Source organism: Lachnoclostridium sp. An118 (genome assembly GCF_002160985.1).
In the GTDB taxonomy this organism is placed as follows: Bacteria; Bacillota; Clostridia; order Lachnospirales; family Lachnospiraceae; genus Claveliimonas; species Claveliimonas stercoravium.
In genome coordinates this window covers 23,957-41,515 of record NZ_NFLQ01000024.1, presented here as the reverse complement: position 1 = coordinate 41,515, position 17,559 = coordinate 23,957, and the positions used below count along the sequence as shown (strand labels likewise).

Below are 17,559 nucleotides of genomic sequence, written 5' to 3'. Positions count from 1 at the left end.
ATCACGCCAGAGGAGCACTGCAGGCGTTTTGCCGAAGAGTATCCTGACAAGGGAAGAAAGGCTGCATAAGTAACACGGTACTCTGGATATTTAGTTCCTGACCACTCCTATATCGGGGATGGTCTGTTAAGGTTGCCTTTTTTGCTCTGTTGTAACAAATTTAACTTTTTTATATCACCTCTTGACATTTCTTAGCTGGACTTTATGCCTTCCATCTGGTTGATCCTGCTGGCCAGATAGCCGGCTCCAAATCCATTGTCAATATTCACCACGCTGCACCCGGACGCGCAGGAGTTCAGCATGGACAGAAGGGCTGACAGTCCTCCAAAGCTGGCTCCGTACCCCACACTGGTGGGCACGGCGATCACGGGGCAGTCCACCAGGCCGCCCACCACCGAGGCCAGGGCCCCCTCCATACCGGCCACCGCCACCACGCAGCGGGCGCTCATGAGCACATCCAGGTTGGAGAGGAGCCGGTGAAGGCCTGCCACGCCCACGTCATAGAGCCGGGTCACCTGATTTCCCATGGCCTCCGCCGTGAGGGCCGCCTCCTCAGCCACAGCCATGTCGCTGGTCCCCCCTGTGGCCACTACGATATTGCCTCTCCCGGGCCGCTCTTCCGGAAAGGCGATGGCCAGTCCGGGAATGGGGTGATAGTCCACCGGGACCACTGCCGCCAGCTCGTCTGCCGCCTCCTGTCCGACCCTTGTGACGAGGATGTTGCGGCATCCTCTCTCTCCCATGGTCTTCACAATGCCGATGATCTGCTCCGGCGTCTTCCCGGCACCGTAGATGACCTCCGCCGCCCCCTGCCGGACGCTGCGGTGGAAATCAATCTTGGCGTAGTCCAAATCCTCAAAGGGCTCCTCCTTCAGAGACAGAAGGGCGTCCTCCGGGGAAGTCTCCCCCTGGGCCACGCTCCGGAGCAGCGCAAGTATATCCTGTTTATTATCCATTTTTGTCTACCTCCTCTGCACAGACGGACTCCGCTCTTCCAGGTCAAGGAACACAGCCGGGAAAAGGGGCTTCAGCGCCTGCATGATGTCATTTCTTCTCTCCACGGCCAGGGACATCTGATCCCCGGTCATCTGAAGCCGGGCCCCCTCGCGGGAGAGTCTCACCCGGAAGTCTTGAAATCCCAGCGCCATGAGAGCCATCTCCGCCTGCTCTGCCCTCTGGAGGTCCCCCCGGGTGATCTTTGTCCCTGTCGGGATCCTGGTAGCCAGACAGGCGTAGGCCGGCTTCTCCCAGGTGAAAAGTCCTGCCTCCCTGGAAAGGCTGCGCACCCTATCCTTTGTGATGCCGCACTCCCGCAGGGGGGAGCGCACCTGCAGCTCCCGCAGGGCCCGCATGCCCGGCCGGTCCCCGGCGTCGTCGGAGGCGTTGGTGCCGTCCAGCAGGACCGTATACCCGTCCTCTGCCGCCTGCTCCTTCAGCCTCGTAAAAAGAGCCCTTTTACAGTAGTAGCACCGCCTGGGGCCGTTTTCTGCCGCCTGCTGCACGCCCAGGATATCCATGTCTATCACCTGCATGGGGATATCCAGCTCTCCTGCCAGCCTCCTGGCATCCTCCAGCTCAAACTCGGGCTGGAAGGCAGTATGTATATAGTAGGCCTGTATCTGGCAGCCGTATTTTTTTGCCGCCCACAGGAGGAAGGCTGAGTCCGTTCCCCCCGAGAAGGCCACGGCCGCCCGGGGCACTTCCCTGAAAAATGTTTCCAAAGTCATATCATCTCTCCTGTCTTTTTGAAAAATAGCAAAATAAAAAGGCACCTGCCTCTCTTCTGAGTGCAGATACCTTCCTGGTATCCATTTCAAATCTGTCTCATCTTACGCTGGATTTATTTCACACTGGCTGCAGGCAGGCGCTTTCCTGTGCGCTGTGCCTCTGATACCTCCGGGGCTTCTGCCGCCGCATCCCGGCTTCCTGCCGGATGTCATCTGTCTAGTCCATCAGATCAGCCAACGCATCCACTGCGCTCTCCACTCTTTTTGCCATGGTCAGATCTGCCACGCCCACTACGATGTTGTCGCACAGATTGACCGGTATCAGTATCCTTTTTGCCGGGCTCTGCCCGATGGACACCGCCATCCGGGGGGTGATCTCGCCGAGCATGGAGTCAGCGATCACAATCCCTACAGGTCCCATGATCGCGTCCGCCTTCCTGCATGCCACGGCCACGGAGTTCTCCCCTGTGGCCGCCTGGTCCGCCCCTGCCTTCAGCATGGCGTTTGTGGCAGCGCTGTTGGTCCCCACCGCCAGGACCTCCGCCTCGGGATACCGGGCTTTCACAGCCGTCACGAGCTGACGTCCCAGCCCGCCGCCCTGGCCGTCTATAACGAGAACCTTCATACATCCACCTCCGCTGCTCTTCCTCCAGGATTTCCCTGTACAGGCATATTTATGCAGTAAAACAGTCTTTCTATAGTTTACAGAAAAGTATTTTAGCTGTCAAGCAACAAAACATCTGTTTCCATTACAGTCTGTTTCTATTACAGTTTACCGCCGGACGGGCGCAATGGCAAATACCTGTTCGGCATATGCCTGTATACCCGAAAGGCAGAGTACGGTCCGGAAAATGCTATCGCCTCAATCCTGTTGACCTTTACATTCAATTATCTGATTTTCCAAAACATCTTTTTAATGTACGATAATTTCTGTATTCTTTTGTCACCATATTGTTGGAATACTTTTCTTTCTGCATGCTATACGCCTTGTAAGAACCTTGTAGCACCTTGTAATTACCTTTTATTTTAATGAATAAGTATGTGCTGCATCATATTTATTACTATAGCAGGCATCTTCAAGAGACAAAAACAGCCGCCACTACTGCAATAGTGACGGCTGGTGCTGTAAAGCATTAAGTTCGTTCATTGTCAAGGGTAGACTGCTTCTGTGGTTTTTCCTTTTCTATTATCAACATAGCATATCTGACAGCCGGGTTCAAGCCCAATTCTCCGCCGATAAATGCCTTATACCTTAGTTCTGCTGACTCTGCTGGTTCTGCTGCGCCTCGCTGGCGGAGCCAAGGGTGACGCTCACAGTCTGCTCCTGGTACTGTCCCTGGTCAGATCTCTGGACCGTTATGTCCACAGTCTCGCCTGAAGCATAGTACTGGAGTGTATCCTGGAGCTGTGACATGCTGCTGATAGAGCGCCCGTCAAATCCTGTGATGACATCGCCGGCAAGGATACCCGCCTGGTCCGCAGGACCGTTTTCCACAACTGCGGAGACAGCCACACCAGTGGGCATGCCGTACATCTGGGCGGCCTCCTCGGAGACATCTGCTCCCTGGATGCCGAGATAGGATGCCTGGCTCTCGTCCACCTTCTCACGGGTCGTCTGGTTCATCAGATTCTGCAGGCTCTCCTCTGCCTTGTTGATGGGGATGGCAAATCCGATGCCGTCCACGGTGGTTCCGGACTGGGTCGTGGAGCTCTTGGCCTCGTTGATGCCGATGAGCTCACCGCTCATGTTCAGCAGAGCGCCTCCGCTGTTGCCGGAGTTGATGGGAGCGTCTGTCTGGATCAGTCCTGTGGAGTTGATGGTATTGCCGCTGTTGTCTGTGAGCTGGAGATCACGGTCCAGCGCGCTCACGTAGCCGCTTGTCACGGACTGGCCGTAGCCAAGGGCATTTCCGATGGCCACGACCTGCTCGCCCAGGACGAGGTCATCTGAGTTGCCGATGGTGGCTATCTTGATCTGGCTCATGGTATCGCTGGAGATATCGGACAGCTTCACGGCCACGACCGCCAGGTCATTGTCTGCATCTGTACCCTTGATCTGTCCTTCCACTGCCGACTCGTCTACAAATCCCACGGACAGGCTGTCCGCCCCTTCTATCACATGGTTGTTCGTGGCGATGAGGAGCTCTGTGTCGTTCTTTCCCACGATGACACCGGTCCCGGCTCCCTCCACCTCATACTCCTGGGTGCCGCCAAAGAAGCTCTGCATCTCCTCGACGGACATGGTGGAGATGGTCACAAGGGAGGGCATGGCGTTCTGGGCCACCTGGGCCACTGTACCCTTGTCCTCAGTACTTTCCGAGCTGGACACGGTCTCCGTGTTTGACAGGTTATTCTCCGCATTTTGCCTGTCGTAGATGCTGCTGGCCGCCACATTGACTCCAAAGGCCGTTCCCCCGGCCACAGCGCCGAAGACCAGGGCCATGGAGACCAGAACAGCCCATCTCTTCTTCATGCTCATGGGACCCCCGGATGCTTTCCTTGCTTTTTTAGCTTTTTTCATCTTCTTTTCCGGAGCAGCTCCCCCGGCCTCTGCGTATTCCATATACCCGGCAGCATCTGTCTGCCAACCGTTCTCCTGACCAGACTGCTGGCCTGCCTCCTGGTTCGCCTCCTGACCAGCGCTCTCCAGCAGTTCGTGCTGCTGCTCCGTCTGTCCGCCGGTCTCCCGCGTCTCCCTGTTTTCTCCTGTATATCCTTCTGTATATCTTTCATCCATCATATGCTCCTGCCTCTCTTCTTCTGCGAATAGTCTTTTTCTTTTTACAAGACCGATTATAGGCTGGTTCTGTGATGGAATTGTGAAGAACTTTTTATGTTTTTGTGTTTTTTAGGATGCCTCTTCCTTCTGCTGGTTCACATTCATGACAAGCATCTGGAGGCGGTTCTCAATGTTAGCGAAGCTGACATCCGGGTCATAGTCCAGAGGCAGGATCTGCACATCCGGGTACATTTCCTTCAGCTTCTTGGCAATGCCCCTTCCCACCACGTGGTTGGGCAGGCAGCCGAAGGGCTGCAGGATGACAAAGGCCCGGCAGCCCTTTTTGGCGTGGTGCAGGATTTCCCCTGATATCAGCACGCCCTCCCCCGCGTCAAAGGTGTGATGGATAACTGCATCGCTGTCCTTCACCATATCCTCCATCCGCAGGGCCGGCTCGTAGAGAGGATGCCTCTTCGCGATCCGGTCTGTCATGTCGTGGGCAATGTCAAAGGCTTTGTTTGCCACATGATACCAGATCTTCTGGATGAGAGGACGCTTCAGGTGGTACTCCCTGTTCTGGCTGTCGTGGTAAAAATAGGTCTTTCGGATGACGTCCGTCATGCGGGCCTCAATGATCTCAAACCCGTTCTTTTCCAGATAGGCCTCGATGTCGTGGTTGGCGCCGGGATGGAAGTTCAGCAGGTACTCTCCAACGATCAGCACGCCCGGCCTGGGGCTGGTTCGGTCGTACTCTATCTGGTTCATAATATCCACGGCCTTCTTAAAGCCCCTCCTGGCGCCCGGGATGCCCTTTGTCTCCAGCCCTTCCACCACCGCGTCCATGGCTTTCTCAAAGGCCTTATCCGCGCTTCCTTTTACCTTCTCGTAGGGCCGTATCTTCCGCAGGAGCTCCTCCAGCACATCGATCATGGGCAGAGAGAAGGCGATCTTCAGGGAGGTGAAAAGATTCATCTTAAATCCAGGATGCAGGTTGTGGGAGTCCGCATCATCATTGGTAAGGATGGGCACCTGGGAAAATCCCGCGTCATCCAGCGCTTTCCGAAGAAGGGCGCTGTAGTGGGTCAGACGGCAGTCTCCCACGTATTTGCCCATGGCGATCGCCGTGTGGTCCGGGTCGTACTTTCCGCTGCGGAGGGCCTCCAGGGCCTCACCGATAACGATCTGGGCCGGGAAACAGATGTCGTTGTGGACATACTGCTTTCCAAGCCGGATGGCCTCCCCTCTTCCAATCTCCAGGGGCACGGTCTTCACGCCCTGCCCCGCAAAAGAGGCGGCCATGATCCGGCTGAAGGCGTGGGACGTGTTGGGCACCAGCACCACTTTGTCCGCCCTGTCCTTCTTTTCAAATTTCACTGGATAGGGGTCCTTAAGCTCCCTCGTCTTCAATCTTTTCTTTTTCTCTCTTCCCATGGCCACTGTCTCCAGGAAGGACCGGACGCGGATACGCAAGGGGCCCTGGATGTCGCTCTCGTCCAGCTTCAGGACAAGAGGGATTTTCCCGGATATCTCGTGCATCAGCCGGATGATCTCATCCGACAGGTAGGCGTCATGGCCGCAGCCAAAGCTCACCACCTGCACGTACTCCAGGCAATCGCTCTGAGCCGTCAGGATGGCGGAGGAGAGCATCCTTGCGTGGAAGTTGTTGACAATGTCGATCCTGCTTTTACTGAGATCCACATCCTCGATACCCGGAACCGAGTCCGCTGTCAGCACGGGAATTCCCATGGTGACAAACATCTCCGGCAGGTCGTGATTAACAAGGGCGTCGTTCTGATAAGGCCTGGACGCCAGGACAACAGCAAACTTCCCTTTCTCTTTCACTCTCTCAATGATGGCGGCTCCCTGCCTTTTCAGCTCTGCCCGGAAGCTCTTCTGGGCCTGCTCTCCCGCTGCAATAGCTTTCTTTGTCTCCGCCTCCGGTATCTGGAAATGCTCTTTCATATAGATGGTAAGCTGCCGGTCCCGGTCCTCTTTTGAGGGCCAGTGGAACAGCGGTTCGTCAAAGGGGATGCCGAACTGTCTCTTGGGGTTGTCCGAGTTTTTCACCACAATGGGATAGCCCTTCACCACAGCGCACATGGACTCGCTTGTCTTCTCCCTGTTCTCTGTGGGAATAGTGGTCACAGCGGGCATGAAGATGCGGTCCACCTTCTTCGCCGCCAGGTTCCGGAGATGTCCGTGTACCAGCTTGGCCGGGAAGCAGACGGTGTCCGAGGTGACAGCGGAAAGTCCCGACTCGTACATTTTTCTCGTGCTCATGTCCGAGAGCTGTACCTTGTACCCAAGGGCTTTCCAAAAGGTGCTCCAAAAAGGCATGAACTCCCAATTGGAGAGGACTCTGGGAAGGCCGATGGTGAGATCCCTCTTTACAGCCGGTTCCGGACAGGGATAGTCTTTGAAGAGAAGTTCTTCCCTTCTTCTGTACATATTGGGCACTCTGTTGACTTTCTGGGTCTTCTCCCTGAGCTGTTTTCTTGCCTGGGCGTCCTCCGGTCTGCCCAGCACCTCTCCCCTCTCGCAGCGATTGTTTGTCACCCAGGAATTGCCGTTTGAGAAAGTGACAATGGTCCTGCGGCAGTGGTTGGTGCAGAAGGGACAGGGGGCGTTGGACTCCTGTGTGTAGGAGAAGTCGTCCAGGCTGTCCAGGTCGATGAAGGTGCGTTTTTCGGGCTCTCCTGCATGCCGCTCTTTGGCGATGAGGGCCACGCCCACTGCACCCATAAGACCTGGATAGGGGGCTCGGACAACCTGGCGGCCTGTGTACTCTTCCATGGCCCGCACAACGGCGTCATTTTCAAAGGTACCTCCCTGGACCACAATGCGCTCTCCCAGAGAGTCCAGGTTGGAGATACGGACCACCTTTGTAAATACATTCTCTATGATGGAGCGGCAAAGTCCCGCCATGATGTCCTCCGGCAGGCGGCCGTTTCTCTGCTCGGTGATGATGCTGCTGTTCATAAAGACCGTACAGCGGCTTCCCAGCTTTGCCGGGTGCTTTGAGGCAAAGGCTGCCTCCGCGATCTTTCTGGCCGGGATATGCAGGGAGGCGGCAAAGTTCTCAAGGAAGGAACCGCAGCCCGAGGAGCAGGCCTCATTGACCAGGATATTGGTGATGATGCCGTTGTCCAGCCAGATGGCTTTCATGTCCTGTCCGCCGATATCCAGAATGAAGGTGGCGTCTTTTACGTACTTTTCTGCCGCCCGGGCGTGGGCCACCGTCTCCACGGTGTGGTACTCCGCCTGGAAGGCTTTGGCAAAGAGCTGCTCCCCGTAGCCGGTGGTGCCCACTGCCAGTATATTCAGATCAATGTTTTCCTTTTTATAGCGGTCCCGCATCTGGATCATGGCTTTCTTGGCCACAAGAAGGGGCTCTCCCTCGTTGGGAGCGTAGAAGGAGTCCAGGATCTCCTCTTTTTCATCCATCAGCACAAACTTGGTGGTGGTGCTGCCGGAGTCAATGCCAAGGTACACGTTGACCTTCTCTCCCGGCCGGGGCTTCTTCCACTGTCTGGAGGCCTTCTCATGCCGTTTCTCAAAGGCAGCCTTCTCCTCCTCCGAGGCGAAGAAGGGACGGGCCTCCTCCCCCTGGCCGCTCTTTGCTTGAAAGGAAGGGCTGCGCAGTGTTTCCAGAAGCTCCCCGGTATCCAGGATCCGCTTCCTGTTTTCAAACATGGTCTCCAGGGAGATAGCCGCCCCGTAAGCCACCATCAGCTCGGGCCTCTCCGGAATGATCACATCCTCTCCGGACAGCTTCAGTCTCTTTGCAAACACCTGTATAAGGGTGGGATTGAAGGTGAGGGGGCCTCCCTCAAAAGCCACCGGCTTTCTGATCTCCAGTCCCTGGGCCAGCCCGCCTATGGTCTGCTTGGCAATGGCGTGAAAAGAAGACAGGGCCAGATCCGCCCTGGCCACGCCCTGGTTCAGAAGAGGCTGGATGTCTGTCTTTGCGTAGACGCCGCACCGGCCGGAGATATCGTATGTAAATCCTCCCTTTTCCGCAAGGGCGTTCAGTTCCTCCACCGGCACCTTTAATATAGAAGCAACTTCATCAATGAAAGCTCCGGTGCCTCCCGCGCAGCTTCCGTTCATCCGCATGTCCGCCACATTCAGATCGCCTGTCTTCTCGTCTTTTCTAAAGAAGATGATCTTGGCGTCCTGGCCTCCCAGCTCAATGGCTGTCCGCACAGAAGGGTACTTCTTTCTCAGCGCCAACGCATTGGCCGCCACCTCCTGTATAAAAGGGATTTTCAGCTTCTCCGCAATGGGCTTTGCACCCGATCCTGTCAGCGCAGGCTCGATCTTCACCCCCGGGAATTTCTCCTGGAAGCCCTCCAGCACACGAATGATGCTCTGCACCTGGTTGGCATGATGTCTTCTGTAATCCGAGTAGACCACTTCCCCGTTTTCCGGGTCCACGGCCGCAATCTTAGTCGTCGTTGATCCAACATCAATCCCGGCAAGAAACACCTTGCCGGGTTGGATCTCCACAAGTTCCTGATCCATCCATCTTCCCTGCCTTCTCTTTAGTTCTTAGTGATGTCATGGCTTCTCTATTTTCAGTTTTTTGCAATTTTAGGGCGGCTGCCGCGTAAAGATTCACGCTGCGCAGCCGCCGGGTATATGTCATGACTAACTCTTTATGAAAGAGTTTATATCACAAACCAGGACAGATGTCAATAATTTTGCAGCACAGCCGCCGGCTAGCGCCTCACATGCCGGATCATCCCCTGCACAGAAGCATTCGCATTGACCACGGTCAGCGTAATATCCGGGTGACGGTTCTGAAACACGCGGAACACCTCGTCCGCAAAGCCCTGCCCCATAAAGTCTATCCCTCTGAAGTCAAAGACAACCTCCTTGAATTCATCCAGCCTGCGCAGGATACGCCTGGCCTGGGATCTGGCCACCGGATCTCCCAGCGGGCACATCTCCCGCAGAAGGATCTCCGTCTTCACGAACCCCTCCTCCAGAGGCGCATATGTGTCAAATACTTCCCTGGATGTGCGCTTTGTATCATTGTCCAGTTTCATCACTGCCATAGTTCCTATCCCCTCCAGTCTTGTATAATAGGAAATCAGATGGGACTGCACAAATCTGTGTCTGTCGCCGCACCGGTAGGCATAGACCGTATTTTCTGACCATATAGCGAACTGCGCCAGCATTTTTGACACAAAAAAGATGCCCTCCCCGGAGTGCCCTTCCGGGTTCGTTGTCAGCTTTCCCTTGTACAGCTCCAGAGCCGCCTGGGCGCTGTCCAGAGTGATGCCTTCCCTCTCCCGCATGTACCTTTGTATGTTCCGGAAGATCCCTGTCCCGTTATCTGTAATAGAAATCTCTGTATACAGAGGGTCCTGCCGCAGGGCGAAAAGGATCCTGCTGCCCCCGGAATGTTCAATGGCGTTATTCATGATCTCTGTAAACGCATAGTACCAGATATCCTTTGCGTTGTCAGACAGCCCGTCCAGGTGCGGGTGGATGTACTCCCAGAAAATGCTGTCCTCTTCAAGCTCTCCGTCATTTTTCAGTTCCCAGTTCTCCGAGACCGTGCGCAGCTTCCAGCCTGCAGGCAAGCTCTCATCTTCCTCCAGAATGCCCTGCTTTGCGCACTCCTTGACGTACCGGCGCACCGATGTCTCGGAAATACCAAAATTCTCCGCCGTCCTCTTGAGGAAATCACTGCAGCCGTCCCGGATCTTGTCCATCATATACCTTCTTATAGCGTCTCTTTTTGCTTCTGTAAACGACATGTCTTCAACCTTATTTTATAAATTCAAAACTATAATTTCTATTTATAATACCATAACACATTTCCGGGTGCGGGACAAGCGGCTGCCTTATTTATCTGTCTCATTTATCCATTTTATTTACCCGGCTGTTTCCTCTGCCATCTCCAGATAGATGCGGCAGTTCTGGTGACTGTGATCCAGCCCAAGGGCTTTCTCAAAGGCCCCGCAGGCCTCCTCCCCTCTTCCGTAGCCCAGATGGAACAGCCCCATCAGATAGTGGCAGTGAACCCGATCAGCTAAGGTCCGGTCCTCTTCAAAGACAAGGAAGTCCGGCAGGGACACAGCAAAGTAGTCCACCTGGGGCCGGTCTTCCAGATGCCGCTCCCCGTAGTCCAGAAGGCTGTTGAAGCAGGCGCAGGCTCCCCTCTCATCTCCCAGTTCCCGCAGGGCCAGCCCCTGGTAGAGGACCATGTCCGCCGGCTGGTCGTAGTAGAACATGGCGCTTCCGATCTCCCGGCTGCCCTCTGTGGCCTTCTCAAAGCAGCGGCGGGCTTCCTCCTCATGCCCCTGTTCCTTTTCTGCCAGGCCCAGGTGATACCAGAGGTGATTGTCCCTGGTTCCTTCCAGGCGCCCCTCTCCTAAATTCTCCGGATAGGTCAGCGCCTGGCGGATACAGGGTAAATCTGGCCATGCCTTTTGTGCCGTACATCTGGTCCACGTCGCTGACCAGGACGGAAGCGCTGCCGTCCGCCTGCTTCTCCATCTTCCAGTCCACCGGAAGATAGGTGGTGGGCCTGTGGTGCTGGGGCCAGTTAAATTCAATGCCTCCGGAGATCCAGGGTCCGGTAAGCCCCACAAGGGCCGGTTTGATGACATGATTGTAATAGACGAAATCATAGCCGTTTGTCTTGTCGTAAGCCCGCTGGATGCGTCCTCCCAGCTCCGGCAGCACCATGACTTTCAGATACTGGTTTTCCAGAAAGACCGCCCGGTACACGTGGTCCGTCTTCTCGTAGCTGATCTTTTCTGTCACCGGGTAGGGATAGACTTTTCCACTGCTTCCCTGGTACACCCTCCCCTCCAGGAACATGGGATTTCTCTGTGGCTCTCCCGGCTCATAGGTGGGGATGTGCATGTCCTCCTGCCAGACTTTTACTTCTTCCATCTTCTTGTCCTTTCCGCAGCCCGGACTGGTCCCGGCTGCCCGTTTATTTTTAAATATTTCTCTTCTGTCTTTCATTTTACCGCCGGAAGTCCACGCATTTCATTATTTTATCTTGCCACTATATTTAAAAAAATTGCTTTCATGGTTGTGCCTTCCCGGAAAAATGATCACAATACAGACAAAGACAAAGAAAGCAGGCGCCAGGGCGCCGGAAAGGAGTCCCCCATGCAGACCCAGGAAGCAAAGATCTCTCCCCGCTCTTCCTACTATATCTACAGCCCCGGCCTTCCGGCCAGGAAACTGTACCTGTACCCGCTGTCCATCGGCCATTTTTATTATGAGCCGGGGTACTTCATACAGCGCAGCCACTTTGACAGTTACCTTGTCCTGTACGTTGCCCGCGGCACATGCCAGGTATCCTCCGGGGATTTCTCCGGGGAAGTCCGGGAGGGGCAGTTCCTCCTTCTGGACTGCTACCAGCCTCACAGCTACGGGGACAGCTCCGGTTTCGAGGCACTGTGGATGCACTTTGACGGCCCCCTTGCAGCCGCCTATTTTGAGGAGATCACCCGCAGGAGCGGCTCCATCTTTCCCGCCGATCCCCAGGCAGTGCTGACGCTGGAACAGCTTTTCCAGACCTTTCACAATGCCCTGCCCATCCGGGAGGCTGCCTTGTCGCGGCAGATCACAGAGCTTCTGGATCTTTTTCTGGCCGCCGGGGAGGCTCCCGCTGCCGGCAGCTCCTACAGCCCCGCTGTGACGGAGACCATCTCCTACATCAGCTATCATTTTTCCGAGGATATCAGCCTTCCCTTCCTGGCGGAGCGGGTCAGCTTAAGCCCCTACTACTTTATCCGCCTCTTCTCCCGGGAAACCGGCTTTACGCCTTACCAGTATCTGATGAACACCCGCCTCTCAGCCGCCAGGTTCCTTCTGCGATCCCCGGATATCTGCATCAAGGACATTTCCCTGCGCACCGGGTTCCACAGCGAGAGCAGCTTCTGCACCTGCTTTAAGAAAGCGGAAAAAATGACTCCCGGACAGTACCGCTCCTCCATTCTTTCGAGGCAGCCCTAGGTCTGTCCGGGAGCCTTTGTGCGCTCCGCCTTCTTTACTTTTTCTTATACTCCCTGCATGCCTCCACGTAGGCCAGGATGTTGGCCCAGGGCACTTCCGGCTCCAACAGGTGGGTGGGGGCCACCATAAGGCCTCCCTTCTCTCCGGCAATGTCCAGGTTTCCCCACACGTTTTCCTTCACTTCTTCCGGCGTCCCGAAAGGCATGACTGTCTGTGTGCCGATGGTGCCGTGGAAGGAGATCCTGTCCCCGTATTTTTCATAGATCTCTTTAAACTCCATGCACTCCGCCTGGATAGGATTGAGCACGTCAATGCCTGCGTCAATAAGGTAATTGATAAAGGGCTCAATGTAGCCGCAGGAGTGGTAAATGACGATGATGTCCGGCCGCACCTCCTTCACTTTTGCGATAAGCCGCTTCAGCCTGGGATAGAGCCACTGGCTGTACATCTCCTCGCTCATCATGATGCTGTGCTGCATGCCGATATCGTCTCCCAGATAGAGGATATCCACCCCCGCCTTTGCGTAGATCAGCGCCCGGTCTGTGGACATCTTCTCCACCATGTCAAAGACTGCCTCCGCCAGCTCCTCGTCGCTTAACATGTCCATCATGAGATTTTCCATGCCCCGGATATACCAGGCGGTCTCCCAGATGGTGCACTGCATGTTTCCCACAGAGGCCAGCCCCTTTTCATGGAGCTCCTTCACTCTGTCCTTCACCCATGCATTTTTCTCCTCCGTGTAGACCGGGATGGGGTAGCTTTCTATCTCCTCCACCTCTTCTGCGTCCTCCAGCGGGTGGAGCATCTTTGTCATATGCATGGAGGTGGGACTGGACTCGTGGCCCACTCCCCACTCGTCGATCTCCATATTGTCCTTGATCTCATCATAGTAGGGGTAAAACCTGGTGATATCCGTGTCCTCCGGGATCAGCTCACCTACCCGGCGCCAGGGCATCCCGAAATACTCCATATAGTCGGCGCCCGGCCCTCCGATCTCCTCCTGGAAACTCTTTTCCAGGCTGGGGCAGAGCATGAACTCCACAGGCACGGTCTCGTAGCCTTCCCTTCTCAGCAAATGAAGCAGATTTTCTCTTGGCGTCATTCTTTTCACCTTTCCTTCTTTTTTATTCTTCGTCTTCCCCGAAGTACATATATTCCATATAAAGCTGCTGGAAGTTCCGGTCTGTGGACAGCGCGATCTCCCGGACCTTGCCGGCAATCTCATCCACAGCGGCCCCTCCGTCCGCCTCTCTCAGATACCGCAGCGCCCCTTCAAGGGACGTATTTCCCGCAGGGCGGGCTTTTCCCACACAGTCCTGGGGCAGAAGTCCGATGCCTGCTGCCTTCTCTATATCAAGCTGGCAGCCAAATCCCCCGGCAATGTAGAACGTATCCACATCCCGGGCCTCCACGCCGTATGCGGCAAGGAGAGTCTCAAGTCCGGCCCGCACCGCCGCCTTGGCAAGCTGGATCTCCCGGATATCTTTCTGGAAGATCCGTATCTTTCCCTCCCCATCCAGGGGAAATCCCTCCTCATCCCAGGGCTCTTCCAGCCGCCCGGTCTCATCCAAGATCCCGGCTTCCATCATCTCGTACACAGCCTCGATGATCCCGGTGCCGCAGATCCCCACAGGTGCTCCGCCGCCGATGGTCTGAAGCTCCATCTGCTGTCCGTTCCACCGGGCGCCGCAGATGGCCCCCGGTATGCTTCCGGTGCCGCAGATGATATTGCCTCCCTCAAAGGCTGGGCCCGCGGCTGCGGAGGCTGCCAGGATCCGGTCCTTATTTCCAACCGCCATCTCCCCGTTGGTCCCCAGGTCCACAAGAACGCTGACTTCCTCTTTTCTGTGGAAATCCAGGGCATAGAGGCCGGCAGTGATGTCCCCTCCGATGTAGGCCGACACCCCCGGGAAAACGGACACGTCAAAGTCCTCCGCCGCCTCCCCCAGCAGCGCCTGCCCGTCTGTGTCTATCCGCTCTGTGGAGCAGGGCGTAAAGGGATAGACTCCCAGGGAATGACAGGGGTATCCCATCAGCAGATGGACCATGGTGGTGTTGGCTCCGATGACCATCCGGTCTATATGTTCCTTCCCGCCATCCGTGAGACGGGCCAGTCCTTCCCGCAGGACATCCCGGATACAGGTCTGTATCTCCTTTGCCTTTCCCTCGTCCGCCGCCTGGATCCGGCTGATAACGTCCGCCCCGTACTGCCGCTGGGTGTTAAGAGACGTGTAGATCCGGGGCCTCTCCCCCGTCTCCAGGTCCGCCAGCTCCATGGCCACAGTGGTGGTTCCGATATCGACAGTCACGCCTTTCCTGCCGGCCTTTCCTGCGCTCTTAAGTTCCAGACTTTCCTCCCCGGCTTTTTCCCGGCTGCCGGGAATATAGAAGGCATCCTCCCGGGCTTCCTTAAGCCGGATCACGCAATCTCCCGCAGGGTGGGCCCTGCAGGCCAGGCGCATACCATTTTTCAGCTCTTCTTCAGAGAAATGGCTCCGGTCCGCCTCTGTCACGGCCAGCTCACCCTTTACAAGGCGGATCCGGCACTTCCCGCAGGTGCCTCTCCCGCCGCAGGGGACATCCAGATAAATCCCCCACGCCCGCAGCGTCTCCAGAATACTCTGTCCTGCCTGCACATGGCCTCTGATCCGTCTTCTCTTTTGTCCGTCCCTGTCCACTGTCTCCACCTCAAGAACAGGGGGACGGCCCTTTCGCATCCGACAGGAAGTGTCGGGACATCCGCTGCAGTCATGTTCCCAGAAAAACTGATCCCTGTCTCTTGTAAGGAGAAAGACCTGGCAGGCGCTTTTTACCGGCCGGTACATAAGACCTTCCGTGATCTCCATGCCCCCCTCTCCGGCGCCGGAGACCTGGAGAGCTTTCCTCTGGATCACCATGGGAGCGTCCTGGGGCGCCTCCAGCCGCCGTCTGATCCCCAGGCCCTGCTGCCTGCACAGCCCCAGGATAGGCTCCCGAAGCTGCCGGTCCATCTGAAAGAGACAGTGATCCGCAATGGCATCTGCCAGCATGGCCTTCACACAGTCGCCCTCTCTGAAAAGCTCCCCGGACCAGCCGCTGAGCGCTTCCCCCACTGTGGTGATGACGTACAGGGCCTCCTGGCCTTCTTCTGCCTCTTCCTCATAAAGGACGCCTTCCGTGTCCCCCACCCCCAGAAACGCCTGCGGCTCCAACCGCTCAAAGGCTTCCGGGAGCATCTCTTCCAGCTCTTCTGCCAGTTCCCCGCCAAGAGTGCTTTTGTGCCCGTCCAGCAGACGGCAGACCTCCTCAGCTGAAATACTGATGTGAAAATCCGTGTACCGCATTACGCACTCTTCTTTTCCAGGACCACGCTTCTGGCTGTCTCTGCCGCAGAAGCCGCATCCGGCGTGTAGTAGTCCGCCCCGATCTGCCGGGCAAAGTCATCTGTGACAGGGGCGCCGCCGATCATGACAATATACTTTTCCCGAAGTCCCCGCTCTTTCAGACGGTCAATGCAGGCCTGCATCTGACACATGGTGGTACTTAAAAGGGCTGACATACCGATGACGTCCGCGTACATCTCCTCCGCCTTGTCAATAAAGGCGTCTGAGCTGACGTCCACGCCCAGATCACAGACTTCAAATCCGGCCCCCTTGAACATCATGCAGACCAGATTTTTGCCGATATCGTGCAGATCTCCCTGGACAGTTCCAATGACAGCCCGGCCTACCGGTTCATTTCCGACCTCCACCAGCTTTGGCTCCAGGATGGAGAGCCCGGCGTTCATGGCACGGGCAGCCACCAGCACCTCCGGCACGAACACCTCGTTGTTCTTAAATTTTCCCCCAATGATCATCATGCCCGAGAGCAGTCCCTCGTTTAAGATCTCTTTCGGGTCCACTCCCTCGTCCAGTGCCTGCTGCACCAGCGCCTTCACTTTCTTGGCCTTTCCTTTCTGCAGAAGTTCCGACATTTCCTGTAAAAGTTCCATCTCTTTATTCTCCTCTCTGTTCTATACCCTCTTACGCTTTCCCATAAAATGTTTCTGCCGCATCAAAAAATGCCTGCAGGTTCTCAAGGGGTGTCACCGGCGGGATATCACATCCGCTGGAGAGCAGGAAGTTGTCATATTTCCCACAGGTTTCCAGAAGCTCTGTCACGGCATGTTTTACTGCCTCCGGTGTGCCGCTGCGCAGGATCCCCACCGGATCGATGTTTCCAAGCACCAGCCTGTCTGCCGGCATCTGCTTCAGCACCGTCTCCATATTCACCGCGTTCCCGAAACTGTATCCGTGTGCCGGGATATCTGCGATGTCCCCAAGAAGGGGTTCCACCATGCCGCAGTTGTGATAGATCATCACAAGCCCTGCCTCCTCTGCCGCCTGGCAGATCCTTTTCACATACGGCACAGAGAACTCTCTGAAAAGCCCCGGGGAGAGAAGTCCGGCTGCCGGTTCTGCCATGACAATGCCGTGGGCTCCTGCCTCCTTAAAAGCTCTGGCGTAATCGCAGAGAAATCCTGTCACCTTCTCCAGCACCGTCTCCACCATCTCCGGCTCCTCGTAGCAGAGGATCATGATCTCTGTCATGTCCAGAAGCCGTCCGGCCAGGGAGTAGGGGCCGATCATGCCTGCAAATACAGGCCTGTCCTCTGTCACTTCTGCAATCTTCCGGATGCCTTCCAGGCACTCCCCGGTCCTGCCTGCCCCCACTTCCGGCACCTGCAGTGCCTCCGCCTCTTCTTCCTCCTGGATGATGGCTGCCGTCACAGTAGGTACCTCCTGGCTGCTGTAGCGCACCGGACTTCCGAAAGCCTCCGCCTCCACGGACAGGTCCATCAGCCCCAGCACGGCTGCCATGTCAAATCTGTCCGCAACCGCCTTCATGCACTCCGCCTGCAGATTTCCGCTCCTTACTGTCTCCTCCACCGTGTGTCCCGTAATCTGGATGCCCGGAAAGGAAAGCACCGGAAGAGGCCTTTTCCTGCCCTGGCAGATCATATCCTGCACCCATCTTGTCCTGTCAAGATCCATCTTTGTTTCCCGCTCCTTTTCTTTTTTATCACTATTTACATTTTATCCGCCGGATGCTATGATCTACATGTCTGTTATGGTAGAAAAAATGTCATATCTGGTAAAAGAAGGG

Annotated in this window: 12 protein-coding genes and 1 pseudogene; 1 reads left to right on the top strand and 12 read right to left on the bottom strand. The window is 56.1% G+C overall.

Translation table 11 applies throughout. From position 1 onward, the window contains the following. Positions 1–191: 191 nt before the first annotated feature. The 8 genes and pseudogenes from larB to B5E62_RS15180 form a co-directional block, all read right to left on the bottom strand. Positions 192–956, bottom strand: a complete 765-nt coding sequence (gene larB, locus B5E62_RS15215; RefSeq protein WP_087175365.1) for a nickel pincer cofactor biosynthesis protein LarB — start codon at positions 954–956, stop codon at positions 192–194. Positions 957–962: 6 nt separating this feature from the next. Then, positions 963–1,727 carry an ATP-dependent sacrificial sulfur transferase LarE gene (gene larE / locus B5E62_RS15210; RefSeq protein WP_087175364.1) on the bottom strand — a complete coding sequence of 255 codons (765 nt, stop codon included), beginning with the start codon at positions 1,725–1,727 and terminating at the stop codon, positions 963–965. A 217-nt stretch (positions 1,728–1,944) separates the two neighbouring features. Next, positions 1,945–2,352: a DUF3842 family protein gene (locus B5E62_RS15205; RefSeq protein WP_087175363.1), complete on the bottom strand. Its 408-nt coding sequence runs from the start codon at positions 2,350–2,352 to the stop codon at positions 1,945–1,947. A gap of 627 nt (positions 2,353–2,979) precedes the next feature. Beyond that, a complete protein-coding gene (locus tag B5E62_RS15200; RefSeq protein ID WP_087175362.1) occupies positions 2,980–4,467 on the bottom strand; it encodes a S1C family serine protease in 1,488 nt (495 codons plus the stop codon). 108 nt (positions 4,468–4,575) lie between these two features. Next, positions 4,576–8,970 carry an acyl-CoA dehydratase activase gene (locus tag B5E62_RS15195; protein WP_087175361.1) on the bottom strand — a complete coding sequence of 1,465 codons (4,395 nt, stop codon included), beginning with the start codon at positions 8,968–8,970 and terminating at the stop codon, positions 4,576–4,578. 197 nt (positions 8,971–9,167) lie between these two features. Next, positions 9,168–10,172: an STAS-like domain-containing protein gene (locus B5E62_RS15190; protein WP_242957980.1), complete on the bottom strand. Its 1,005-nt coding sequence runs from the start codon at positions 10,170–10,172 to the stop codon at positions 9,168–9,170. A 159-nt stretch (positions 10,173–10,331) separates the two neighbouring features. Further along, complete coding sequence (locus tag B5E62_RS17150; protein WP_206414331.1) at positions 10,332–10,691, bottom strand: hypothetical protein; 360 nt, start codon at positions 10,689–10,691, stop codon at positions 10,332–10,334. A gap of 169 nt (positions 10,692–10,860) precedes the next feature. Next, a pseudogene (locus B5E62_RS15180) lies at positions 10,861–11,358 on the bottom strand (DUF5107 domain-containing protein); the annotation flags it as partial. A 225-nt stretch (positions 11,359–11,583) separates the two neighbouring features. On the opposite strand from B5E62_RS15180, the gene B5E62_RS15175 reads away from it, so the two are divergent. Continuing rightward, the gene (locus tag B5E62_RS15175; RefSeq protein WP_162610328.1) at positions 11,584–12,435 is read left to right on the top strand and encodes a helix-turn-helix transcriptional regulator; all 852 of its coding nucleotides are present in this window, start codon (positions 11,584–11,586) and stop codon (positions 12,433–12,435) included. 34 nt (positions 12,436–12,469) lie between these two features. On the opposite strand, the gene B5E62_RS15170 is transcribed toward B5E62_RS15175, so the two are convergent. Genes B5E62_RS15170 through B5E62_RS15155 form a run of 4 tightly spaced genes read right to left on the bottom strand, consistent with a single transcriptional unit; the run spans position 12,470 to position 17,447 of the window. Continuing rightward, positions 12,470–13,537, bottom strand: coding sequence for a uroporphyrinogen decarboxylase family protein (locus tag B5E62_RS15170; protein WP_087175357.1), 1,068 nt, complete (start codon positions 13,535–13,537; stop codon positions 12,470–12,472). A gap of 22 nt (positions 13,538–13,559) precedes the next feature. Next, positions 13,560–15,758 carry an ASKHA domain-containing protein gene (locus B5E62_RS15165; RefSeq protein WP_087175356.1) on the bottom strand — a complete coding sequence of 733 codons (2,199 nt, stop codon included), beginning with the start codon at positions 15,756–15,758 and terminating at the stop codon, positions 13,560–13,562. Continuing rightward, positions 15,758–16,405: a corrinoid protein gene (locus B5E62_RS15160; protein WP_087175355.1), complete on the bottom strand. Its 648-nt coding sequence runs from the start codon at positions 16,403–16,405 to the stop codon at positions 15,758–15,760. The genes B5E62_RS15165 and B5E62_RS15160 overlap by 1 nt, the downstream gene beginning before the upstream one ends. A gap of 31 nt (positions 16,406–16,436) precedes the next feature. Beyond that, a complete protein-coding gene (locus tag B5E62_RS15155) occupies positions 16,437–17,447 on the bottom strand; it encodes a uroporphyrinogen decarboxylase family protein (RefSeq protein WP_087175354.1) in 1,011 nt (336 codons plus the stop codon). Between the last annotated feature and the right edge of the window lie 112 nt (positions 17,448–17,559).